Source organism: Dactylosporangium cerinum, from assembly GCF_042653625.1.
GTDB lineage: Bacteria > Actinomycetota > Actinomycetes > Mycobacteriales > Micromonosporaceae > Dactylosporangium > Dactylosporangium cerinum.
Genome location: NZ_JBHSIU010000018.1, coordinates 224464 through 246620, shown reverse-complemented (window position 1 = coordinate 246620; position 22157 = coordinate 224464). Strand labels below are relative to the sequence as shown.

Annotated in this window: 20 protein-coding genes and 1 pseudogene; 12 read left to right on the top strand and 9 right to left on the bottom strand. The window is 68.9% G+C overall.

The window, feature by feature from the left end; genetic code table 11:
• Positions 1 to 112: 112 nt before the first annotated feature.
• Entirely contained in the window at positions 113 to 514 is a 402-nt protein-coding gene (locus tag ACFPIJ_RS16680) for a hypothetical protein (RefSeq protein WP_380115899.1), read from the bottom strand.
• 155 nt (positions 515 to 669) lie between these two features.
• Here ACFPIJ_RS16680 and ACFPIJ_RS16675 point away from each other — a divergent pair, with 155 nt between their 5' ends.
• The 8 genes and pseudogenes from ACFPIJ_RS16675 to ACFPIJ_RS16640 all read left to right on the top strand — a co-directional run.
• On the top strand, positions 670 to 852 hold the full coding sequence (locus ACFPIJ_RS16675; protein ID WP_380115897.1) for a hypothetical protein: 183 nt from the start codon (positions 670 to 672) through the stop codon (positions 850 to 852).
• Positions 853 to 1271: 419 nt separating this feature from the next.
• Entirely contained in the window at positions 1272 to 3578 is a 2307-nt protein-coding gene (locus tag ACFPIJ_RS16670; protein ID WP_380115895.1) for a zinc ribbon domain-containing protein, read from the top strand.
• Positions 3579 to 3766: 188 nt separating this feature from the next.
• Positions 3767 to 3964 carry a DEAD/DEAH box helicase family protein gene (locus ACFPIJ_RS16665; protein ID WP_380115893.1) on the top strand — a complete coding sequence of 66 codons (198 nt, stop codon included), beginning with the start codon at positions 3767 to 3769 and terminating at the stop codon, positions 3962 to 3964.
• A 383-nt stretch (positions 3965 to 4347) separates the two neighbouring features.
• Positions 4348 to 5241: a YihY/virulence factor BrkB family protein gene (locus ACFPIJ_RS16660; RefSeq protein ID WP_380115891.1), complete on the top strand. Its 894-nt coding sequence runs from the start codon at positions 4348 to 4350 to the stop codon at positions 5239 to 5241.
• Between the two features lie 616 nt (positions 5242 to 5857).
• Positions 5858 to 6658, top strand: a complete 801-nt coding sequence (locus ACFPIJ_RS16655; RefSeq protein ID WP_380115890.1) for a vWA domain-containing protein — start codon at positions 5858 to 5860, stop codon at positions 6656 to 6658.
• The gene (locus ACFPIJ_RS16650) at positions 6655 to 7974 is read left to right on the top strand and encodes a hypothetical protein (protein WP_380115889.1); all 1320 of its coding nucleotides are present in this window, start codon (positions 6655 to 6657) and stop codon (positions 7972 to 7974) included. Before ACFPIJ_RS16655 ends, ACFPIJ_RS16650 begins: the two co-directional genes overlap by 4 nt.
• On the top strand, positions 7971 to 9230 hold the full coding sequence (locus tag ACFPIJ_RS16645) for a protein kinase domain-containing protein (protein ID WP_380115888.1): 1260 nt from the start codon (positions 7971 to 7973) through the stop codon (positions 9228 to 9230). Before ACFPIJ_RS16650 ends, ACFPIJ_RS16645 begins: the two co-directional genes overlap by 4 nt.
• 428 nt (positions 9231 to 9658) lie before the next feature.
• A pseudogene (locus tag ACFPIJ_RS16640) lies at positions 9659 to 9727 on the top strand (hypothetical protein); the annotation flags it as partial.
• Positions 9728 to 9805: 78 nt separating this feature from the next.
• Here ACFPIJ_RS16640 and ACFPIJ_RS16635 read toward each other — a convergent pair.
• From ACFPIJ_RS16635 to ACFPIJ_RS16625, 3 genes are all read right to left on the bottom strand, one after another.
• Positions 9806 to 10879 carry a fatty acid desaturase family protein gene (locus ACFPIJ_RS16635; RefSeq protein ID WP_380115887.1) on the bottom strand — a complete coding sequence of 358 codons (1074 nt, stop codon included), beginning with the start codon at positions 10877 to 10879 and terminating at the stop codon, positions 9806 to 9808.
• Entirely contained in the window at positions 10827 to 11060 is a 234-nt protein-coding gene (locus tag ACFPIJ_RS16630; RefSeq protein ID WP_380116199.1) for a 2Fe-2S iron-sulfur cluster-binding protein, read from the bottom strand. The genes ACFPIJ_RS16635 and ACFPIJ_RS16630 overlap by 53 nt, the downstream gene beginning before the upstream one ends.
• A gap of 949 nt (positions 11061 to 12009) precedes the next feature.
• On the bottom strand, positions 12010 to 13059 hold the full coding sequence (locus tag ACFPIJ_RS16625; RefSeq protein WP_380115886.1) for a fatty acid desaturase family protein: 1050 nt from the start codon (positions 13057 to 13059) through the stop codon (positions 12010 to 12012).
• Positions 13060 to 13167: 108 nt separating this feature from the next.
• On the opposite strand from ACFPIJ_RS16625, the gene ACFPIJ_RS16620 reads away from it, so the two are divergent.
• The 3 genes from ACFPIJ_RS16620 to ACFPIJ_RS16610 all read left to right on the top strand — a co-directional run bounded on the left by ACFPIJ_RS16620 (position 13168) and on the right by ACFPIJ_RS16610 (position 16792).
• A complete protein-coding gene (locus ACFPIJ_RS16620; protein ID WP_380115885.1) occupies positions 13168 to 14475 on the top strand; it encodes a sensor histidine kinase in 1308 nt (435 codons plus the stop codon).
• Positions 14427 to 15062 (top strand): LuxR C-terminal-related transcriptional regulator, encoded by a 636-nt coding sequence (locus tag ACFPIJ_RS16615; RefSeq protein ID WP_380115884.1) that lies wholly within the window; start codon positions 14427 to 14429, stop codon positions 15060 to 15062. The genes ACFPIJ_RS16620 and ACFPIJ_RS16615 overlap by 49 nt, the downstream gene beginning before the upstream one ends.
• An 848-nt stretch (positions 15063 to 15910) precedes the next feature.
• Entirely contained in the window at positions 15911 to 16792 is an 882-nt protein-coding gene (locus ACFPIJ_RS16610) for a hypothetical protein (protein ID WP_380115883.1), read from the top strand.
• Positions 16793 to 17181: 389 nt separating this feature from the next.
• On the opposite strand, the gene ACFPIJ_RS16605 is transcribed toward ACFPIJ_RS16610, so the two are convergent.
• Both ACFPIJ_RS16605 and ACFPIJ_RS16600 read right to left on the bottom strand, forming a co-directional pair.
• Entirely contained in the window at positions 17182 to 18174 is a 993-nt protein-coding gene (locus tag ACFPIJ_RS16605) for a hypothetical protein (RefSeq protein ID WP_380115882.1), read from the bottom strand.
• Between the two features lie 537 nt (positions 18175 to 18711).
• Positions 18712 to 19176, bottom strand: a complete 465-nt coding sequence (locus tag ACFPIJ_RS16600; protein ID WP_380115881.1) for an SRPBCC family protein — start codon at positions 19174 to 19176, stop codon at positions 18712 to 18714.
• A 188-nt stretch (positions 19177 to 19364) separates the two neighbouring features.
• On the opposite strand from ACFPIJ_RS16600, the gene ACFPIJ_RS16595 reads away from it, so the two are divergent.
• Positions 19365 to 19772, top strand: coding sequence for an STAS domain-containing protein (locus ACFPIJ_RS16595; RefSeq protein ID WP_380115880.1), 408 nt, complete (start codon positions 19365 to 19367; stop codon positions 19770 to 19772).
• A 343-nt stretch (positions 19773 to 20115) separates the two neighbouring features.
• Here ACFPIJ_RS16595 and ACFPIJ_RS16590 read toward each other — a convergent pair whose 3' ends face one another.
• The 3 genes from ACFPIJ_RS16590 to ACFPIJ_RS16580 form a co-directional block, all read right to left on the bottom strand.
• Entirely contained in the window at positions 20116 to 20271 is a 156-nt protein-coding gene (locus ACFPIJ_RS16590) for a hypothetical protein (RefSeq protein ID WP_380115879.1), read from the bottom strand.
• Positions 20250 to 20804: a GAF domain-containing protein gene (locus ACFPIJ_RS16585; protein ID WP_380116197.1), complete on the bottom strand. Its 555-nt coding sequence runs from the start codon at positions 20802 to 20804 to the stop codon at positions 20250 to 20252. The genes ACFPIJ_RS16590 and ACFPIJ_RS16585 overlap by 22 nt, the downstream gene beginning before the upstream one ends.
• A gap of 208 nt (positions 20805 to 21012) precedes the next feature.
• Entirely contained in the window at positions 21013 to 21462 is a 450-nt protein-coding gene (locus ACFPIJ_RS16580; protein WP_380115877.1) for an STAS domain-containing protein, read from the bottom strand.
• Positions 21463 to 22157 lie beyond the last annotated feature (695 nt).

Below are 22157 nucleotides of genomic sequence, written 5' to 3'. Positions count from 1 at the left end.
GCACTAGGAAAGAGCTGAGCCGTATCGGCTTGCCGCTCCAGGTCGCCGGCGGCATCAGCTGGGTCCATTCTCAATTGTGGCTGAGGCTGGTCGCGCTCGATCTGCGACCTGATCACCGTGTGGCGGCTCGAATGCCTGCGACGATCGCGGCAACTAGTAGCGCGAGCACGAGCACGAGCAGTACAACAAGACCCAGCAATAGCGTCAGTATCAAGATCAACACCACAGCAAGTTTCAGTTCGGGGCTTGTCCCTGACCAAGCACCCTTGATCGCAGCCCAGACAGGGTTCTTTCCCCGCAGCTTGGCTTTCAGCCCCTCGAAGACCGCCTGCGTGGTGGGCCCTCGGCTTGCCGCAAAATCGTTCAGATCGGCGGCCCAGTCCTCCACCTTCCGCGACGCCTTCGCAGTGGCGTAACGCAGGGCCGCTTCTCGCAGGTCACTCAGCGCAGGCGCGAGGCTCGTCGCCACGGGGGCGCTCTTGGTCGCGCCGCTGGCGGTGTTCGATGCTGTCATGTCGTGCTCTCCTCAGCAAGAGTACCTCCACGGTGCACTCGACTTTCGGAAAGCGCCGGGATGAACCGGCATGGCGGAGGAGATGGAAGAGCTCCATGTCGAAGGGTTAGCAACCCACGGCGGCCCCGAGCCATGCGTCGCCGTTCCGCGAGGGCGTGGCGAACGCCGAGCGGCCGTGCTTGGAGCCGACCATCTACACGGATCTGACATCGGCCCGCGTGCGGATCTGGGTGTGGACCACCATCCGCAACCAGCAGCCAGAGGCATGCCCGCCGACCGTGCTGAACCCCGTCACCCAGCGCCGCATCGACCGGCTCAAGCCCCAGATCGTGCGATAGGGCCAAGGCAGCACACCGCGACGGCGGCGCTCCAGCACATCAGGTCACCGGTCGGCGAGAACTCCTCGCCGACCGGCGGCCCTGCGCCAGTACGGCGCAGAGCCCGATGCGCTCCAAGCGAGCACCCAAGGCGGGCACCCAGGCGCCTACGGCACATCCGTGGAGCCGTCGCCGAACTCCCGAGCTGAAAGGCAGGCACATGGCGAGCCGCACCATCCAGCTGCTCGACGACGACCTCGAAGGAGGTCCCGCAGATGAGACCGTGCGCTTCGCGCTACGGCGTGTTTCAGAAATAGGTCTGGGCGGGGCTGCAGTATTGGCCATGTGGCCTTAGGGTCGGGTTCGTGGCGGGGGAGGCTGGTGTCCGGCGGCGTGGGCCGAACACGGCGGTGCCGTGGCGGTGGGACGGTCCGAGGTCGGTGTTGCGTCTGCCGGTGGATGTGCATGATCCGCGGGTGCGTCGGCATCTGGAGCGGGTGTTCGCGGCGGCGTTCTCGGTGCGGCGAGCGGTGCAGCGTGACACCCGGGCACGGGTGGATGCGTTCTGGGCGGCCCACCGGGAACGTGCCACAGTCGGCCCGGCCGCGGTGCGGGACCGGCTCGGTCTGACCCTGTCCGGTTTGGAGCATGCCGCCTACCGGCATCTGGACGCTGCCCCGCATCTGCGCCGGTATCTGACGAAGGCCCTGGCGATGCATCTGGCGGGTGGGGTGTGGCAGGCGGTGGACCGGCACCTGTTCCCCGACGTGTCCGGCCGCCGCCACGGCCCGCCACGCCCGGGTGGCTGGTGGGAGTTCAACACGATTCCTGGTCGGGCGCGGTCGCATACGAGGGCGCGGAAGTGGGAGACGTGGCGGCTGGTCGGTTCCCTTGCGGGGCACCGGGCCGTGTTCGAGCGTCCCTCGGCTGAGGGTGGCCGGTTGTGGCAACCACGCCGGATGCCTGTCGTGACCCCAACCGCGAGTTCCGCCGTGAGTTCCACCGTGGGTGCTGCGGCGGGTGCGCGGGCGCGGTCGTGGTGGGATCACGACGGTGCTCTCGCCGTGGTCCTGACCGGCACCGGCGACCGGGACCTGGTCCTGCCGGTCCGCCTCCCGCAAGGCCCCGCCCGCCGTCCGGTGCTGGAGCACTACCTCGCCGATCCGGACCGCTGGCACAAGGTCGACCTGGTCCGGCACCGCGACCCCGCCGCGTCTGGTGGCTGGCGGTACGAGGCACACCTGATGATCCTCGCCGACGGCCACACCTCACCAGCGGTCGCTGCCCGCCGGGAGGCAGCGGCTGGTCTGCACCGGCGGGGTGGGGTGGACGTCAACGTGTCCAACCTCGCCGTCGTGTCCATCCCGACCAGCCCAACCAGCCCGACCAGGCTCGCCGGTCCCGGCCGACCGACCGGCGACGCCGGGCTCCGAGCGACCCGCATCGCCAAGACCGGCGACGACGTCGAGCGACTGGCGGTGGAGGGGGTGCGGCAACGGCGGCGGAACCGGGCCCTGCAACGTTCCCGCCGTTGCAGCAACCCCACCCAATACCAGCTCTCCACCCGCCAACAACAACGTGCCGACCGGCGCCGCGCCGCAGGGCTCCCCGCAGTGCAGGTCGCGACACCCGCCGGCCCGCGGATCGCGAACGCGGCCGGGGTGCCGGTGCGCGCGTACCGCCACGATCAGCTGTCCACCAGCTACCGGCGGCTGCGCGCAGCTGCGGCCGCTGCCGGTGAGGCCCGCACCCAGGCGGGCCGGACCCGGGCCCGGACCGTCGCCGCCGACCTGGTCGCCATCCACGGACCGGACCTCATCGTCGAGACCGGCGACCTGCGGGTCTGGGCCCGACGGTGGGGCCGCAGCATGCACGCGTTCACCCCCGGCATGCTCCTGACCGCGCTGGACCATGAAACCGCGAAGGTCACCGCGGTGACCGCATCGAACGGTGCGACCGGAGGTGGGTTGGTGCGCGCGGGCACCCGGCACACCGCCTGGACCCAACACTGCCTCTGCGGCACCCGCGCCCCGAAATCCCTGGCGCACCGCCGCCACACCTGCCCGAACTGCGGCATCACCGGCGACCGGGACCTCGTCGCCGCTCGTCGGCGCCCACACCATCCTCACCGAACCCAGCACACCCGCATCGGCACGTATCGACTGGACCAACGCCCACACCACCCACGCCACCCTCGGCGTGGACACGATCAACCAAGGGCTGCAAGGAGCCCTGACCGAGTCAACCGGACACCACCGCCCCCACCCACACCCCCACGGTGCCAGTGGACGGCGACCGCAGCGCAGCACCCACCACCTGATACAGGACAGTGGATGCCGGCGTGCTCGGCGAACTACCGGAAAGGTGCCCCCGACAACCCCGGACGAGACCCCCACCGCACCACCACGCGGACAAGGGACCGCACCGGAACGACGAGACGCACACCCCGGACTGTTTCGTACCCGGACACCGACCGGATTATGAAACAGGTCTTAGACGGCGTCGATCACACGATCGACCTGAACGCGGCCAACGCGGCGGAGCTCCGAGACACCCTCGGACCGTTTCTGCGGGGCGCGACCTGCGTCCGGCGACGCAGCCCGTATCCGACTTCCCGCAACGACCGGCGCCCCGGGCGGGACGGTACCGCGATCCGCGCCTGCCCGCTCCGCCGGCTACGAGCTCAAAGACCGGGGACGGCTTCCCGGACCCGTCGTCGATGCGTACAAAGCTGCCACGGCTGGTGACGCATGAGCACCGACGGGACCGCAGGGGCGCCGACCCGAGGATGGCCGGTGCCGCAGCCCGCCCGGCCCGGCGGGCCACTCAGAGCGACCTGTCATCGGGTGCCGCGCACGGTGCCGGCGCAGCGCCCGACCCCAGCGATGCATGCACTTCCGGCGGCCTTCGGCCAGCGGGGTGTGCGGTGCTGACGATGCAGCAGGAGACGCCGGGTCCGGGGCCGGCCGATCGTGTCGACGCGGTCCTGCCGGACCTGCGGGTGTATCAACGGCAGGGCCTGGAGGCATTAGCTGCCGGGTTGGTCGGCGGCGGGCGGGGGCAGCTGCTGTCCGCATGCGGGACGGGCAAGACGCTGGTCGCTGTCCACGCGGCGGCGCAACTGGTCGCGTAGGGATTGGTGGTGATCGCCTGCCCGTCATTTGGTCTGATCGCGCAGACGTTGGCGGTCTGGGCCCGGTACGGCGCAGCGGACGATCCACGCACTGGGCTTCGCTGTTACCGCGGCCGGCAGGTCGAGGTGAGCCCGGCGGTACTTGGGGTGATTGACGACGTTCGGCTCGGGAACGTTCTGGCCGGAGAAGTGAGACCACGATGACGGATCGGCACCATACAGACCGCACAGATCACCATGCAGACCGCGACGCAGCTGAGGAACACCGCAGCGTCGAGCGAGGGCGGACACCGGCCGACGACCCGGACACCGCGCCGGCGCAACCCACAGCGACCCGCGGCCCGGACGAGCTCAGTGACTTGCCGGGCCGGTCGTATCTTGCGGTGCTGAAACGGACGATCAAGGAGCTCAGCAACGACAACGTCACCGTCTGGGCCGCCGCACTGACCTACTACGGCGTCCTGTCGATCTTCCCCGGCCTGCTGCTGCTGGTGACCGTGCTGCGGCTGTTCGGCTCCGGCACCGTCGGCAAGGTCACCGACAACCTCGCCGGGATCGCCCCGGGCGGGGTCGCCGACATCGTCACGGGCGCTGCGGAGAACCTGCAGAAGGGCCAGCAGGGCACTGCCGGGATCGTCGCTGTGCTCAGCCTCGTCACCGCGTTGTGGTCCGCGTCCGGCTACATCGGCGTGTTCATGCAGGCGTCCAATGCCATCTACGACGTGCCGGAGGGCCGCCCGGTGTGGAAGACGATCCCGATCCGGCTCGGCGTCACCCTCATCACCGGCGTCCTGCTCACCGCTGCCGCGCTCATGGTCGTCTTCACCGGCAGTCTCGCGGATCTGGTCGGCCACGCCCTCGGTATCGGTTCGTCCGTGGTGACGGTCTGGAACGTCGCGAAGTGGCCGGTCCTCGTCGTGATCGTCAGTTTGTTGTTCGCGATCCTGTACTGGGCCTCCCCGAACGCCAAACACGGTGGATTTCGGTGGGTCAGCCCCGGCGGTGTCCTTGCGGTCGTCATCTGGCTGGCCGCGTCGGCCGGGTTCGGGTTCTTTGTGGCGAACTTCGGCTCGTACAACAAGACGTACGGCAGCCTCGCCACGGTGATCATCTTCCTGGTCTGGTTGTGGATCAGCAACATCGCCATCCTCCTGGGCGCCGAGTTCGACGCCGAGATGCAACGCAGCCGTGCCATCCAGTCCGGCCACGACGAAACCGACGAGCCCTACATGGACCTGCGCGACACCCGCAAACTCGACATCGGCCACGACGAATGACCGACCCCAACTGATCCGTGCCGCGCCGATGGTCTCGGGCTGTGCGCCGACCGACGGGTGCCTGGTGCTGGGCTGCCGCGCGGGCCCGGGAACAACCGCTCATCGCCTCGGGCGGCCGGGTGATCCAGCGCAAGGTCAATCGGGCGGCTCCGGGAGACCGGCGCCGTCGCTCAGTGCGCCGTGGTGTTGCGGGCTAAGGCGCACAGCGCCACGAGCCTGACCGTCACACCCGTCCGCGCTGGCCCAGCCCTGCCAGATCGTGCCGCGGCAGCTGCCATCCGCGGTCGGTCGCCCCGTCCGACGGGGCATCTGGACATCCTTCCCCAGGGCACTGTCTGGTTTCAACGCGTCTGATCCGGAGGTGGAACCTCGGACAGCGGGGTACCCGCGACAGGTGGCCGAACCTGTGTGGCCATGCTGCTCGGTGCCATTGCGGCGCGGGCCATCTTGACGTCGCGATCATGATCGCTCCGCACGGCCACTTCCATGATCGAAGCGGGTCGGTCAGCTACCCGCGCACCATGTCGTGAGTTTTTCGGGTGCGCGTCGGCCGTGGTTGTTTTCCTGTGCCTGGGTAGTTGACTCGGCGATTCGTTCCCGCACTGTTGGAGTGGCTATGACCGACGCAATCCCTGGTCCTCCGGCCGGGACGCCCGCCGAGCCCGCCGAGCCCGCCGAGGCCGCAGCAGCCGCACCCGTAGCACCTGCCGTGGAGCAGACCAGCCTTGCCGCCCCGCCGCCCGCACCGCGCGGGCTGAACTACGCCGTGGACATTGTCTTCTGCGTCGACGTCACTGGCAGCATGACGCCGATCCTCGACCAGGTGAAGGCAAACGCTCTTCGCTTCTACGGCAACGTGCAGTCGAACCTCACGGCGAAGGGCAAGACCATCGACGAGCTGCGGGTTCGCGTCGTCGCGTTCCGTGACATCGTCGCGGACGGCGATGCGGCGCTGCAAGAGTCGCCGTTCTTCGAGCTGCCGGCCGAGGCGGCGGGTTTCAGCGACTTCGTCAACGGCCTGGTCGCCGAGGGTGGGGGCGACGCGCCCGAGTCCGGTCTGGAGGCCCTCGCGCTGGCCATGACTTCGCCGTGGACGACGCGCGGTGACCGTCGCCGCCAGGTCATTGTGGTGTGGACCGACCAGCCGGCGCACGCTCTGGACGCCTCCGTGCTCCCGCCCACGCTCACTGGGCGGGTGCCCGCCGACTTCAGCGCACTCACCGACATGTGGGAGGACCCGCAGGGCCCGCTCGGCTCGAGCAGCAAGCGTCTCATCCTCTTCGCGCCGGACGGACCCGGTTGGAGCGACATCTCCGGCGTTTGGGAGAACGTCGTCCACCATCCGTCGAAGGCTGGCGGCGGGCTGTCCGACGTCGACTACGGCACGATCATCGACTCGATCGGCAACTCCGTGTGAGCGACCAGCAGAAGGTCGAGCACCAGGAGCCCGAGGTCTTCGACGACGAAGAAGGGGCGGTGGCGGCCGACGTCGCTGCAGCCGACAGTGGGCCTCGAGACCCGAGCCGCGGCGGGGCCGGCGGGGCGGCGACCGAGGACGTGGAGGCCGCCGACAGCGGGACGTTGCAGGAGCGTGCGGCGCGTTTGGATACCGCCGAGATCGAGCAGGGTGAATCGCCCGTTCGAGAAGTCACGGACGCCCGGCGGTCGGCGGCGTGGGCCTCGCCCGCGCTGGAGGTGTCACCGGCGGGCCCGACGCTGTCCTTCGGCTTCAACCTCGGGAAGGTGCCGGGCCAGGGCGAGGACTCCGACCCGATCGTCCGCGAGGGGCGCGAACTTGGGCTGGTGGCTGTCTTCGACGGCATGGGCGGCGCGGGCGGCACCGTCTACGAGACTCCGGACGGGCCTCGTAGCGGTGCCTATCTCGCTTCCCGCGTCGCTCGGGACGTCGTCGAGGAGCGCATGCTCGCGCTGCTCGACCCGGAGTGGAATCTGGATGGCCCGGCAGCGGCGCGTGATTTGAGGCGCAGCGTCAAGCGTGCGCTCGCCGACACGCTGGCGGGGCTGAACGCGCCGCCGAGCGGCCTGCGGTCGCGGCTGCTGCGGGCGCTGCCGACGACAATGGCGTTGATGGCTCTGCAGTGCCGTGAGCCTCGTAGGGGGCGCTGGGCCGGGCATGTCTTCTGGAGCGGCGACTCGCGCGTCTACGTCTTCGATCCGGCGACCGGGGCCCACCAGCTCACCAGCGACGACTTGCGCGACCGAGGCGATGCGCTGGTGAACCTGCGGCAGGACTCAGTGGTGAGCAACGCGATGTCTGCGGACACCGACTTCGTTGTTCACCACCATCAGGTCGAGCTCACCGCGCCGTTTCTCGCGGTGGCCGCCACGGATGGGTGCTTCGGCTACGTGCGCACCCCGATCCACTTCGAGCACCTCGTCCTCGCTTCGCTGCGGGACTCCACCGAGTCCGAGTCCGGGTCCTGGTCACGGCTCCTGCAGCAGCGCATCGCCGCGATCGCGGGCGACGACGCCGCGATGGGCGTACTCGGCGTCGGCGCGGATCATGAGGAGTTCCGTCAGTTGTTCGCCGCACGGACGGCGGAGATCGAGCAGCGCTGCGTCGTCCCGCTCGACGAGCTCGAGTCCGAGGTGGGCCGCGCGGAGCATGCGGCCGCCGAGGCGCGCCGCCGCCATGCAGCGGTGCAGACGTCGCTGTGGGCGGCGTACAAGCCCGAGTACGAGCGCTATCTGGGCCGTGAGGAGGACAGGTGACCCGCAGTGTCGTGTTCCGGGCCGGCGACGTGCTGAACGGTTACCGGCTGTTTGAGGACTTCCGCGTGGTCGGCGCGGGCCTCTCCGAATGGAGCTTCGCCGAGCGCGGCGGCCGGACTTTTTTCATCAAGCGTTTCCTCAGCCCCACCTACCCAGAGGCCGACGCGCCGGGCAGCGAGCGGATCAAGGCGAAGAAGCGGGCGCGCTGCGCGGCGTTCGAGGCGCACCACCGCGGCGTCCAAGCTGCGATGGCGCCGCTCACCACCTACGGCGGTAACCTCATCGCCACGCTTGATTTCTTCCGCGTCGGTGCGAAGTACTACAAGGTCACCGAGAAGGTCGACGTGGCCGGCTTGCAGACGCGCGACGTCGCCTCCCTCGACTTTCCCACCCAGCTGGTGCTGCTGAAGACCGTCGCGCACAGCCTGAAAATTCTGCACGACCTGCGGATCGTGCACAGCGACCTCAAGCCGAGCAACGTGCTGATCAAGCGCACGGAGCTCGGTTACACAACCAAGCTCATCGACTTCGACAGTTCCTACATCGTCGGTAACCCGCCGCCGCCGGAGGAGATTGTGGGGACGATGAACTACTACTCGCCCGAACTGGTGCGCTACATCCAGGGCAGCGCTGCGCCCGGCGAGCTGACCGAAGCGTCTGACATCTTTGCCCTGGGGCTCATCTACGCCGAGTACCTCACCGGCGCCATGCCGTCTTTCGACCCCGCCCACCACGAGCCCGCGATCGCCGTGCTGCACGGACAGTCGCTGAAGCTCGGCCCCAGCCGGGCCCCGACATCGATCATCGATCTCGTCGAGCGGATGCTGGTGCCAGACCCGGCGGCACGACCGAGCGTGGCCCAGGTGCATTCGACGTTGATGAGCCTACGGGGCGGTGCCGCCCCGTCGACGACCGCGCGTGCGCCGGTTCCGATCCGCCCCCCCGTCGTGCCGCGCGACAGCGCAACGACTGCTGCGGCCACCAGCTCATCCACCCCCGGACCGCGCCGCGTGTCCGGCGACACTCCCTCCGCACTGCGCGGCAAGGGGGTGCGGATCGCGGGCGAGACCACCGCCACCGGTGCGCCGGTCCCGACCGCTTCGGCGCCCCCAACGCCCTCAGTGCCGTCAGCACCGCACACCTCAACGCCGCCTCACCCGACGACCGCTGACGACACTTCCGAACACCCGAAAGGCCGCGGACGCGCACTCCTGGGCAGATTGCTCGGCAAGACCGACAAGCGGCGGACACGATGAACACCCTCTGGCGGTGCAGTGTGTGCGAGGCGGTGAACCAAGGCGGCCGCGAGTGCTCGGCCTGCGGGGCGATGATGACACACCGATCAGCCGCGGCCACCGCCGTCCGGGGCCGGGTAGCACCAGTCCCGACGCTGCCCGACCCCCACCAGCCGCTCCCACCACCTGTCAAGCGGGCGATCAATCGGGAGCCCGTCATCGAGGAGGAGTGGCCCTACGACGACGAGCTCAGCTTCAAGCTGGTCCCACTGCCGGGCGGCTGCATCATGGTGGGCACACCGCGCGGCCGAATGGCGGGACGTCGTACACAACCCGTGGGTCGGCCTCGTCGTCGATGACGTGCCCTCGCCGTGGCGGCCATAGGCCGCCCACCGCGAAGGTTGCAGCTTCCCTGAACCCCGTTCGGGTAGGAACGCCGCTAGCAGCTCGGAATCTCGCGGATGCACGTCTCCCGGCTGCTGAAACGGTCCCTGCATCAGCTCCGGGCGGCATCCTGATCCCGGCAGCGGGGCCGTCTGAGCGAGAACCGATCCCCACACGTCCTTGACCCGCAATCGAGGGGCCCGCAGAGCACCCTACGCACTGGCTGACTTCCGGTTGGGCAGGGCGAGGCGGAAGATGGTTTTCCAGACGCTGGCGGTCTGGTGGGTGAGGGAGCCGGTGTTGTAGCGGAGGCCGAACCGTTCGCAGAGGTCGCGGATCTTCGGGGCGATCTCGGCGTAGCGGTTGCTGGGCAGGTCGGGGAAGAGGTGGTGTTCGATCTGGTGGCTGAGGTTGCCGGACATGAGGTGGAACAGCGGGCCGCCGTCGATGTTGGACGAGCCCAGCAGTTGGCGCACGTACCACTCGCCGCGCGTTTCGCCGTCGAGTTGGTCCTCGGTGAACACCTCGGAGCCTTCGGGGAAGTGGCCGCAGAAGATGATGGTGTGTGACCACACGTTGCGTGCCACGTTCGCGGTGAGGTTGCCGAGCAGGGCGGGCACGAACGACGGGCCGGCCAGCAGTGGGAACGCCACGTAGTCCTTGATGACCTGGCGGCGGGCCTTGCGCAGCACACCGCGCAGCTGGGTCAGTGCCTCGCTCCAGCTCTTCTCGCCACGCCAGGCACGTTCCAGTTCGACGTCGTAGATGGCGATGCCCCATTCGAACACAGCGGCCAAGGCGGCGTTGTAGATCGGTTGGGTGAGGTGGATCGGGTGCCAGGGCTGTTCGGGACTGACGCGCATCGTGCTGTATCCGATGTCGCGGTCCTTGCCCAGCACGTTGGTATAGGTGTGGTGCACGACGTTGTGTGAGTGTTTCCACATGCCGGCCGGGGCGGCGTGGTCCCATTCCCAGGTGGTGGAGTGGATTGCGGGGTCGTGCATCCAGTCCCACTGTCCGTGCAGGACGTTGTGGCCGATCTCCATGTTCTCCAGGATCTTCGCGACGGCCAGTGCCGCGGTGCCGGCCAGCCAGGCCGGCGGCAGGATCGAGACCGTCAGCAGTGTTCGGCCGCCCACCTCCAGGCCCCGCTGGACAGCGATGACCCTGCGGATGTAGCGGGCGTCGTGATCGCCGAGGCCGGCGGTCACCTCGTCACGGATCTGGTCGAGTTCACGGCCGATCTCCTTGAAGTCGACCTCGGTGAGATGTTCGGGCAGAGGCACAGTTGGTTCTCCTACACATCGATCTCGACGGGACGGCCGCCGCAGTGACGCAGGTCTGGATGAGCTCGTCCCAGTCGCCGTGCACGCGGCCGGTGCGCAGGTCGCGGACCCGGCCGGACCGCAGCCGCACCACGCAGCTGTGACAGATGCCCATGCGGCACCCCGCTGGGCATGAGCACACCGGCGTGCTCACCGACGGCCAGCAACGATGTGCCGCCGTCCGCGTGAGCTGTGCGTCCGCTCGCGACGAACCTGACCCCGGCCGCCGGCACCGCCGGACACCGGCGCGGCGGTGTCGGCAGCCGGGAAACGCTCCACCCGCAGGCGGTCACCGACGCCGGCCCGCCGCCAGTGCCGCTGCGCGGCGTCGAGCATCCCGGCCGGGCCGCACGCCCAGGTCTGGCGTTCACACCGGTCCGGGCAGATGTCACGAACCTGCGCCATCGTGATCCGGCCAGGAGGCACCCTCTTGGTGCGGGTATGCCGCTCGTACAACCGCAGCCACGTCGACCGTGTGGCCAGTGTTCGCAGGTACGAGCCGAAGACGACTCCTCGGCGGCCGACGCGCAGAGCACCAGCACCACGTCGGACATCCGATCCTGGGCGGCCAGGCTGTGCAGCGTCGCCGCCACCGGCGTGACCCCGCCGCCCGCCGTCAGGAACAGCAGCCGGTCGGGCAGCGGCTCAGGCAACATAAAGTCACCCTCTGCCGGGGTGAGGCGGATGATCGTCCCGGGCAGCAGCGGCGTGGTCAGCCGGGACGCCGCGTTCAGCACACGCCGACGCACGGTCGACCCACGGCTCCACCCGCCGGCGGTGGCCAAGGCGTCAGATGACGACAAACCGGTGCACCCCCTCAACGGCGCGCCACCTACCCTTGCGGAACCGCCGCTAACCTTGTCCCGCCAGCAGACCGCGGTCTCGTTCGCGTCGCCGGGACGCACCATGGCGTGTTCACGGATGCCGAAATGCAGGGTCCTGCCGTACAGGCCGCCGACCATGCGCGGGTTCGGCGGTCGGCGGGGATGAACGACGGCTCGTCGGCCATGGTGGTGTTGTTGCTCTCGAGCGAGGTCGGCAGAACGGTCGACCCTGCTGGGCCGGCCGACGCGCCTGAAGCGACCGTCGGCTCAGCGCGCCGCGTGTTCGGCCCGGGCCGGTGCGCCCACCTGGTGCAGGTATTGCAGGGCTTGGCGGTAGGAGGCGATGAGGCTGGTCTGTTCGTAGGCGACGCCGAGCTCGGCGCAGTACGCCTGCACGATCGGCTGGGCCTTGCGCAGGTTCGGGCTGGGCATGCCGGGGAACAGGTGGTGCTCGATCTGGTAGTTCAGGCCGCCCAGTGCGGCGTCGGTGAGCCAGCCGCCGTGGACGTTGCGGGAGGTCAGGACCTGCTTGCGCAGGTAGTCTTCGTCGCCGGTCGGGTGTGGCATGCCTTTGTGGTTGGGTGCGAACGTCATGCCGAGGTAGACGCCGAACAGCGCCTGGTGTACGAGCAGGAAGGCGATGGCCTGCAGCGGCGACAGGACGATCAGCAGTGCGGCGAGGTAGCCGACGGCGTGCAGGGTCAGCAGCGAGCTTTCCAGGCCGCGACGCTTGACCGTGCCGTTGCGCAGCGCCTTGATGCTGGACACCTTCAGGTCGGCGGCGAGCAGGGTGAGGAGGGGGAAGAACAGCGCGGCCTGGTGCCGGGTGATGAAGCCCTTCAACCCGCGCCGGCCCGGAGCCGACTCGGTGGCCCAGATGAGCACCTCCGGCGCGACGTCCGGGTCGAGGTCGTCGTGGTTGGGGTTGTTGTGGTGACGGGTGTGCTTGTCCATCCACCAGCCGTAGCTCATTCCGACGGCGAGGTTTCCGGCCAGCCGGCCGGCGACTTCGCTGGGACGTTTGGTGCGGAACACCTGGCGGTGTGCCAGGTCGTGTGCGACGAGCGCGACCTGGGTGAATGTGACGGCGAGGAACACGGCCGTCGCCAGCTGCCACCAGGACGCGCCGATGAGGAAGAACGCGGTCCAACCGCCGATGAACATGGACGCGACGACGCCCAGCCGTACGGCGTAGTAGGCGGGCCGGCGCTGCATCAGCCCCTCGCCGCTGATCCGGCGGGACAGGACGGCGAAGTCGCTGCCGGTCGTTGTCCGCGACGGCGGCACGGTGATCGTCGGTGTCGTGGTGATCTTCATGCCTCCAGTCAACCGGCCGGGGCATGGATCGTCAGGAGCGCTACGTCCTGCGGCCCGGTGGTGCTAGCACCACCCTTGAACCGCGCGCCGATGGGCACTATGTGACCTGTGGACGTAGCCGGGACCGGTGCACGGCTGGGCCGATGGGTCCGGCACGGTGTGCGCGGCGTACTGGCCGGCCTGGCCGCGGTCGGGCTGGCGTTCACCAACATTCCGCTGCTGGCCGTATCGGTTGTCGCCTTCGCCCTGGCGCCGGTGCCGTACCTCGGTCTGGCGCTGGTGCCCTGGACGATGACGCTGGTCCGGATGCGCGCCGATCTTGAACGTAGACGTGCCTCACGCACTGGTGTCCTTGTGACACGTCCCTACCATCCGCCCCCGCAACCGGCCGTGGCCGGCGGCTGGCAGCGCTTCCGGTGGACCGTGACGGATCCGGCCACCTGGCGCGACCTCGCCTGGCTCCTGCCCGGCGCGATCGTCGGGTTCACACTCGGGATGGTCGGCGTGCTCGTGCCGCTGTACGGCCTGGCCGGTCTGACGCTGACGCCCTTGTGGATCTGGCTCGGCACCGGCTGGTACGGGTACGGCGCCACCTGGTCCATCGACACGGTGCCCGCCGGCCTGCTCTGCCTACCGCAAGGCGCCGTCATCCTTGCCGCCGGCCTGTGGGTGGCGCCGTGGCTGCGCCGCGTCGACGCCCGCTTCGCCCGGCTCTTCCTGGCGCCCACGGAGGCGGCCGAGCTGCGGCTGCGCGTCACGCAGCTGACGACCACGCGCGCTGACACGGTGGACGCTCAGGCGGCCGAGCTGCGCCGCATCGAACGCGACCTGCACGACGGCGTCCAGGCTCGCCTCGTCTCGCTGAGCATAATGATCGGCCTGACCGACGAACTCATCGACCGGAACCCGGCCGAGGCCCACAAGCTGCTCGCCGAAGCGCGCGAGTCCAGCGGCGCGGCGCTCGTCGAGTTGCGGTACCTCGTCCGCGGCATCCATCCACCAGTCCTCGCCGAACGCGGACTCGGCGGCGCGGTCCGTGCACTTGCGCTGAGCCTACCGGTCCCGATCACGGTCGACATCGACCTGCCCGGAAGGCCAGACACACCCGTGGAGTCCGCGGTGTACTTCGCCGTCGCCGAGGCGCTGACCAACATGATCCGACACAGCCGCGCTCATACCGGATCGGTGTCCGTGCGGCACGCCGACAGCGCACTGACCGTAGTGGTCACCGATGACGGCACCGGCGGCGCCGACCCGGCCGCCGGCACCGGTCTGCGCGGTATCGAGCGACGCCTGGCCGCGTTCGATGGCACGATGGTGCTGTTCAGCCCGCCCGGAGGACCCACCGTCATCACCATGGAGGTGCCGTGCGCGTTGTTCTCGCCGAGGACCATGCCCTCCTCCGGGACGGACTGACCCGGCTGCTTCAGGCGTTCAACTTCGACGTTGTCGCAGCCGTCGACAACGGCCCCGCCCTGCTGCCCGCCCTGATCACCCACAAGCCCCAGGTGTCGATCATCGACGTCCGCCTCCCCCCGACATTCACCGACGAAGGTCTCCAGGCCGCGGTCGCGGCCCGAACCCGGATACCCGGCCTGCCGGTCCTCATGCTCTCCCAGCACGTCGAGCCCCTCTACGCCCGGGAACTGCTCAGCACTCCCCACGGCGGTGTGGGCTACCTGCTCAAGGATCGCGTGTCCAACGTCGGCGAGTTCGTCGACGCGGTTCATCGGGTCGCTGGCGGCGGCACCGCCATGGACCCCGAAGTGATCGCGCAACTGCTCACCCGCCGGGAGCCGCTCGCGGTGCTCACCAGCCGGGAGCGTCAAGTGCTCGGCGAGATGGCAGAAGGCCGCTCCAACGCCGCGATCGCGGCCAAACTCCGCATCACCGAGAAGGCCGTGAGCAAGCACATCAACAACATCCTCACCAAACTGGACATGCCACCCTCCGACGACGACAACCGCCGCGTCCTGGCCGTCCTGGCGTACCTCAACGCCTGAACGAACAGCAACGGACACCGACCGCCGATCACGCCGCCGGTTTCGACACTGCCCCCGGCCCCCGCCGCGAGCTGCCGTTCAACCCCAGCCGGGTCGTCGTCTACCGTCATCACCAAGGTGCCTCCGCACCGCAGCGGCCCTCCCGAGCGCCTGGCCAAAGGAACATTGTGAGGGCGCTGCCTGCATCAACGTCCTCACGGTGATGACGCGCACGAATAAGCGCAGCCCTCAGGGCCGCGCCGCAGGCATCCTCGAGAGCAATGCTCGCGCGGAGCGGCCCTTACCCGTACAGGGGTAGTCGGGCGCTGTATCGGTGCGACACATGGGACATCGAACGGGCGAAACGGTCCAGCTTCGGCACCACCACGTTGCACCGGACGTTGACCTCCGCAGCGCGGCTGGCCGTGCCGCGCCCGACAACGTGGCCGCCAGGAGGGGAGACGACGACCGACACTCCCCACCGGTACGGCATCGTCGACAGAGAGGCCGCTTTGCCGGGTAGGCGGCGAGTCACGCCGACCACCCATGGTGTCGCGCGAGTCGGCGTGGGGCCTCGCCCTGACGGCCCCGAACCAGCTGGAGACCACCGACGCGCCGCAGTGTCGTCGCCCGGCGGTGGCGGGAATGCCGTTTGCCGGGCCGCGGTCCGGGTACTGAGGGAGGTTGAGTTTGGGCACCAGCGATGTCTGGACCAACGCGTCGTTGACGAACCCGCGTAGGTCGTCATGTCCCTTCTGGTTGTGTGTCTGTCGCTGGTCATCCCGCCGCACGTGAACCGGTATCACTGCTCGTCGTGTCGACGGACCGGCGTGCCATCACCGGCACCCCGAGTGCTCCCGGAGGGAATCATGAGCAACAGCTTCGACCCCGACCACACCGACGACCGGAACCCATCCAGATCGCGCGCCGCACGGTCCGCGACGAGCGACCGCGACGCCCGCCGGCGTCCCGGTGGCCGTAACGGTCGCCGGCCCGGCGACCGGGGCGAGACCGACGCTCGGGCGTCGGACCTGGACGATCGCCGTGGCGTGGACCGGGAGACCGTCGTCGACCACGAACCCTTCGACGACCAGCCTGCACCCGACACACGGGATGCCCGGTCCACAGCGAGCTACCGGGACGACACCGACGCTCGGGCGTCGGACCTGGACGATCGCCGTGGCATCGATCGGGAGACCGTCATCGCCCGGGAGGAGGAGCGGTACGGAGGTGTCAAGATCGGCGCGGCCTTCTTCGGATGGCTCACCGCCATTGGCATGGCGGTCCTGCTCACCGCGCTGATCAGCGCCGCCGGAACCGCCATCAGCCTCGCGACCGGCACCGACCTCGGCAACGCCGCCGCCCAAGCCACCCAGGGATCCAAGACGATCGGTGCCATCGGTGCGCTCGCCCTGCTGATCATCACGTTCGTCGCCTACTACTGCGGCGGGCACGTCGCCGCTCGGATGGCCCGGTTCAACGGCGTCAGGCAAGGCGTCGCCGTCTGGCTGTGGGCCGTGGTCATCGCCGTCGTCGTAGCCATCCTCGGCCTGGTGGCCGGCGACCAGTACGACGTGCTCGCCAAACTCAATAGCCTGCCCAGGGTGCCGGTCAATGAAGGCACCGTGACGGCCGCAGGCGTCATCGCCCTGCTCGCCGTCGCTGTCGCCAGCCTCATCGGCGCCGTCCTCGGTGGACGCGCCGGCATGCGGTTCCACCGCAACGTAGACCGTGCCGGCTTGGGCCTCTGAACACCCCGATGAACCCCACCCCGACATGAGCAGGGTCTCGTGGCCGTTGACTGGGCGCTGGTCCACGCGCCGCGGACCCGGTCGGCAGCAAACGAAAAGCCGACCCCAGTAACACCCACCCCAACTTGTACCGCAGTCAGGCAGCCAGCGGCAAAGGGGGCAGCCCAAGGGCCCCCCGGGATTGGGGCCAGCGACTGTCGTAGCCCCTGCGCCGCAAAGGCCGCCCTGGGGCTACGAACGCCGGTCCTCTGCCGTCAAAACGCTCTGATGGCAGCGGCCACCGACCGGGGTCGTGTCCTGGTCGGTGGCCGTTGCCCACATCCTCTAAGCAAGGTGGGGTGAGATCCTCACCAATCTGGTAAATGCAGATCCGTACCGTACGCGGCGTGTCAGACGGCGGCGGCTTGAACCTCGGGAGCGTTGAGGATCGAGGACCTGTCCTTATGGCCTCGCTCGTATTCGAGCACCGCGCGGACCTGGTCGTCGTTCGCGTCCCGCAAGCGGGAACGGATCTCCGGGACGTTCATCGTGTCGTATCCGGGCCAGGGCTCTCTGCCTTGCAGGCTGCGGATGGCCGTCACGATCGGGGTACGGTTGCGGTTCGCGCGCTCATAAGCGTCGACCGTGGTCAGTTCGGTCTGGGAGAGTCGAGTCATCCGGTCCCGGATCTGCTCGACGGACAGACTGTCGTAGTCGGGAATGATGGTCCGCGCCTCCAGTTGCGCCCCGTCCGGCATGGCCCGGTCTCGAGCGAACCGCAGCACGTCGACGGCTGCGTCCCTGAGCTGATACATGTTCTCCCGCAGCTGCGGGAGCCGAAGCATCTGCACCGCGCCGATATTCTGGATCTGGTAGGCCGGTTCACCCTCGGCCTCTCCGAAGATCACCGCCTCGGCAAGTCGGTCCAGCGCCGTGAAGCACTCGGACAGCATGTCTTCGCTCCCTGCGCGCAGGTCAACGGCGAGTTTCGCGGTGACCTCGTCCCTGCAGGTCTGGGCGATCTGCTCCAACGCCCGATAGTTGGCGTCCAGCACGGCTGAGGCTGCGCACAGGTCGCGGGTGTTCTTCAACACCCGGTCTTCGCCGTCCGGGCTACGCAACAGTTGCAGGGGCATGGCCGACAAGGCGACGGCCTGCCCGCCGATGATCAGAGCTGCGTTGACGCCCAGGTATTGCAGGCTGCGGCGCGCTCCGAGATCACCCAGCCGATCGGACAGCTGATACGCCCGCTCGCGGGAGCGTCGCCGCTGAGACTCCAGCCGCCGCCGAAAGTCACCCTCAGGGGTGACAGCGATGTTCGTGGCGAGGAGGGTGGTCACGGAGAACTCGGCCGCGCGGGTTTCCTGCAGGTACTGAATGACCTTCGCCCGGACAGTCGCCATAGCGCTCACTCCTTGGATCGAATCGTGGTGGGATCTGACTCAGATCAGTGCCGAGTCCAGCTATTGCTCTGTGCAGCGGTTCGGCAGATAACCATGTCTGCCGGTTGTGGTGAACGCGCGCGCTCTGTCCGCAACGCCGTGTCACCTCAGGCGGCCGGTTGGCGTCGAACGGCAGCGGACCCGTGGCCGCCCGAACTGCCGCCGCCGCTGCGTCGATGTCGGCACGGACGCACCGACCGGAACATATCCGTCGTGAAATTTGCGGCCCGCATCGTCCGAATCCGATGGTCCGCTACTGCCGTCAGAAGCCTATGCAGTCGGCTCGGCGTTCTGCATCCGAATCGGATGCCAGGCCGAATGAAGAATGGATGACCCATCGGACCAGCAATCCACGTCGACTCCACCTGGCCGCGGTTCCGGAACTCTTCCATGAGCGCCTCCGCGAGTGCATCAGCGCCCCTGATGCCTACCTGTAGGTCGCCGACGAACCCGTCGGCGACCTGCGGGAGCGTGTCCGGCGACCTCGGGAAAGACGATCTACCTGTCGCTGCGTGGGGTGTCGCCACGCCACGCACCCGTGGCGTTGCCGCGCTGCTCGATGAATTCCTTGAATCGCTTGGTGGCCGCCTTCACCTGAAGATCGTCGACGCCGACGGCGCTGCCGATCTTCTCGGCCGTGCCTTCCGGCTGCCAGTTCATCTGGATGGTGACGCGTGTGTCCTGCTCGCCGAGGGGCTGGAAGCTGACCACGCCGCCATGTTTGGTGTCGCCGCCGACGCTCGACCACGCGATCCGCTGGTCGGGGTGCTGTTCGGTGATTTCGGCATCGAATTCGCGGCGGACGCCGCCGATCTTGGTCACCCAGTGTGTATGTCGGTCGTCGACCTGTCTGATCGACTCGACGCCACTCATGAACTGCGGGAACGACTCGAACTGCGTCCACTGGTTGTACGCCGTGCGCACCGGGACATGGACATCGACGGACTCTGTGACCGTGCTCATCGCGGCCTCCTCAGAACGGGTTCTTGGCGCAACTGCCCGGCAGCGCACGGAAGTAACGTCGCATCATCGCGACGTCACGGACCATAGACGTTTGCCGTCCGGCTCACCTGTGCCTACAGGTACCGTCGACAGTCGAGTGATCGCACCGGGTGGTGGCAGTTCGGTCTGATCGCGGTGATGATGTCGGTATGGACGCCGAAACGTCACCGTCGGCGGGGCTGGAGGCCACAGGTGGGCAGTTGACATGCCCGGTCGGCGCACGGCGGGACCTTGCAGTGTGCTGTCGGGTCGAGCACGGCGAGGTCTGGATCAGCGTGGCGGGCGTGCTCGACTACGCCACCCGTGACCTGCTTGCGGTTGTCGTGCACGACGCGCTGATGGCCAAGTGTCCGGACAGTCTGGTGGTGGATCTCGGTCGGGTCCGGCTGCTGGACGCCAGCGTGATCGGCATGCTGCTGCGGGCTCAGCAACTGGCCGACGGATGCCATGCCGCCCTGCGGGTGGCCAATCCACATGGAATCGTGCGTGACGCGTTACAGGCCACCGGGTCGTTATCGGTCCTGGCCGGTTCGCCCACCGAAGCCGGCCCTGCGTAATCAACCGCTTCCCGGGCAGGGCCCCGGTCGCCGCCGTCGTCGGGCTGCTCACCTACGGGCAGTTGCTGGTGGTGGCGGCGGTGCAGACCGCGGGGTCGCTGGTCGTCCATTCCGTTCACCGAACCGTTGCCGTAGGTCCCGTACGGCGATGTGCCGGTTCGCTTGCAGAGCGGCGGCGGGTTGTCCTCATGGCGGCAGCCTTCAACTGAGGCCAGGTACTGCCGAAGGCCAGAGCAGTCACGCGTCAAGATTCTCGGTCCCGCGTCGACGGTGCCCCGGCGCCGGTCGGGCGGCTGGACTGCGGCGAATCGGTGATTGGCGGTCCAGGTGTGTCGATCGGTGCTCAGCGGCGGTTGAGGTAGGCGTCGAGGCCGGCGAGGTCCTTGTCGGCGATGAAGACCTCGGTGACGTTGAGGGTGGCTTCCTCGACGTGCGGCGTGCAGCCCCAGGCCGAGTCGCCCCACCCGTCGGCGATCTTCAGCTCCGGCGGGCGGGGCACGGGGTGGCGCCGCCGAGTTGGCAGCGGTCGGGGTGCGGGCTGTTGGCGTGGGCGGCGGCAGCGGCGCGCAGTTTGTCGGCCAGCCGGTCGGCGGTGGCGGCCCGCCGGTCGGCGGTGGCGGCCCGCCGGTCGGCGTCGTCGCGGAGCTGCCGTTCCTTGACGACGGTGTGCAGGGCCACCAGTCGCAGGTCGAGGTGGCGGGCGACCAGGCCGGCGAGCTGGGTCAGGATGGTGGTCTGCGCGGTGGTGACCTGCCGGGGGTGGTAGTCCATGACGTTCACGGTGCCCAGCCGGTGGCCGTCGGAGGTCACGATCGGGGCGGCGACGTAGAAGCGGATGCCGAGTTGGCCGCGCACCAGAGGGTGGTCGAGGGTGCGCGGGTCGAGTTCGGCATCGGTGACCAGGTACGGGCCGCTGCTCAGGATCGCCGAGGTGCACAGGCCGGGTTCGGTGCCCACCTGCCGGACCCCGTCCAGACCGTGGGTGGCGGCGAGGAACACCCGATCGGCGTCGACGACGCTGACCGTGGCGATCGGGGTGCCGAACGCGGTCGCGGCCAGCTCGACGATGTCGTCGAATGTGCCGTCGGCGGCGGGATCGCTGCGGTCAGGTGCCCGGTGGGCGCGTCGAGGATTTCGTAGCGGCGCACCGCGGCCAGCCGCGCCGTCTCATCGTCCGAGGCCGCACCGGGCAACGTGTTGGTGATTGGGATGTGCTGCGTCGCGTCTGGCGACATGATGATCACCTTTCGGTGAGGGCTGTTTCGGGATTCGCGGCGCGGCGAGGTACCGCCACGGCGGCGCTGCGGTCGGGCCGGTACGGGGCGTGGCGGTCGGATGGCTGCGCGGCTGGTGTTGCAGCGGGTTGCGGGCCGCCGGTTTCGTCGCCGGGTGTCAGCAGCGCCAGGACTCCGGTCAGCTCCAGGACCCGGCGGACAATGCCGTGCGGCCGGCTGATGGTCAACGTGTGGCCATGCCGCTGCGCGCCGTTGTAGGCGCGGACGAACACGCCGATGCCGGAGCAGTCCAGGAACGTGAGGTCGTGCAGGTCCAGATTCGTGACACCCGGCGCCGCGGCGATGACGGTGTCCACGACGCTGCGGAGCTCATCACGCACGGACAGGTCGATCTCGCCGGATAGGGCCAGACCTACGTCATCAGGGCTGCCGAACACCTGATAGGAGAAGACCATGATGCGGTGCCTGCCCTCGGTGAAAGCCCGGAAAACAGGCCGACTCACCTGCTCCCAAAACCCAACGCCAGGGTCTGGGGCGGTTGGTCCGTCACCGCACAGTCTAGCCCCGCTTCGGCCAAATCGGCGTTGGCGTATGTGGGCAATCACGCGTCGATGAGGACACCTGCGGGTCGCTCACCACAGCGTGAGGGGCGGTAGTCATCGTGACCCCACCGGGCTGCGACCGGCCAGATAGGCAACGATCAACGACTGCATGGTCCGGTCCTGGTGACCCTCCAGGTGGCCCGGGAGTCCGTAGCCTGCAGGACAAATCCGTCGGAAAGGCCCCTCCGGGACGTCGGGCAAGTCCCGACGCGCGCCCTCAGCAGCCGACCCGGAAATCGTGCCGACGTCGGTGGCGCCCGTGACCAAGAGCGGTCGGGTCAGCGCAACTGCGTCCCCGGCGAGCGGGACCGAGCAACCCTGCCAGTCGAACAGGGCCGCTCAGGGGCTGAAGTGGTCGCCGCCGATGCCGTCGCAGGTCAGATGGGTGTCCGGAGGAACTGCGAGGGGTGCGCCCAGGTCCGCAGCCAGGCCGTCGGGGCAGCCAGGATACGATCGGTTTCGAGATGGCGGGTATTCGACCCGCGGCTGCTCCGGCCCCATGGCAGTGCCAATCTCCGAACTCGTTTTCGGAAGGTGTGCCATGAACC

What these genes read in the sequence shown, in the direction of transcription:
- ACFPIJ_RS16680 (WP_380115899.1), bottom strand. Translation starts at nt 514, where the DNA reads ATGACAGCATCGAACACCGCCAGCGGCGCGACCAAGAGCGCCCCCGTG.
- ACFPIJ_RS16665 (WP_380115893.1), top strand. Translation starts at nt 3,767, where the DNA reads ATGCAGCAGGAGACGCCGGGTCCGGGGCCGGCCGATCGTGTCGACGCG.
- ACFPIJ_RS16655 (WP_380115890.1), top strand. Translation starts at nt 5,858, where the DNA reads ATGACCGACGCAATCCCTGGTCCTCCGGCCGGGACGCCCGCCGAGCCC.
- ACFPIJ_RS16625 (WP_380115886.1), bottom strand. Translation starts at nt 13,059, where the DNA reads ATGAAGATCACCACGACACCGACGATCACCGTGCCGCCGTCGCGGACA.
- ACFPIJ_RS16610 (WP_380115883.1), top strand. Translation starts at nt 15,911, where the DNA reads ATGAGCAACAGCTTCGACCCCGACCACACCGACGACCGGAACCCATCC.
- ACFPIJ_RS16605 (WP_380115882.1), bottom strand. Translation starts at nt 18,174, where the DNA reads ATGGCGACTGTCCGGGCGAAGGTCATTCAGTACCTGCAGGAAACCCGC.
- ACFPIJ_RS16600 (WP_380115881.1), bottom strand. Translation starts at nt 19,176, where the DNA reads ATGAGCACGGTCACAGAGTCCGTCGATGTCCATGTCCCGGTGCGCACG.
- ACFPIJ_RS16595 (WP_380115880.1), top strand. Translation starts at nt 19,365, where the DNA reads ATGGACGCCGAAACGTCACCGTCGGCGGGGCTGGAGGCCACAGGTGGG.
- ACFPIJ_RS16580 (WP_380115877.1), bottom strand. Translation starts at nt 21,462, where the DNA reads ATGGTCTTCTCCTATCAGGTGTTCGGCAGCCCTGATGACGTAGGTCTG.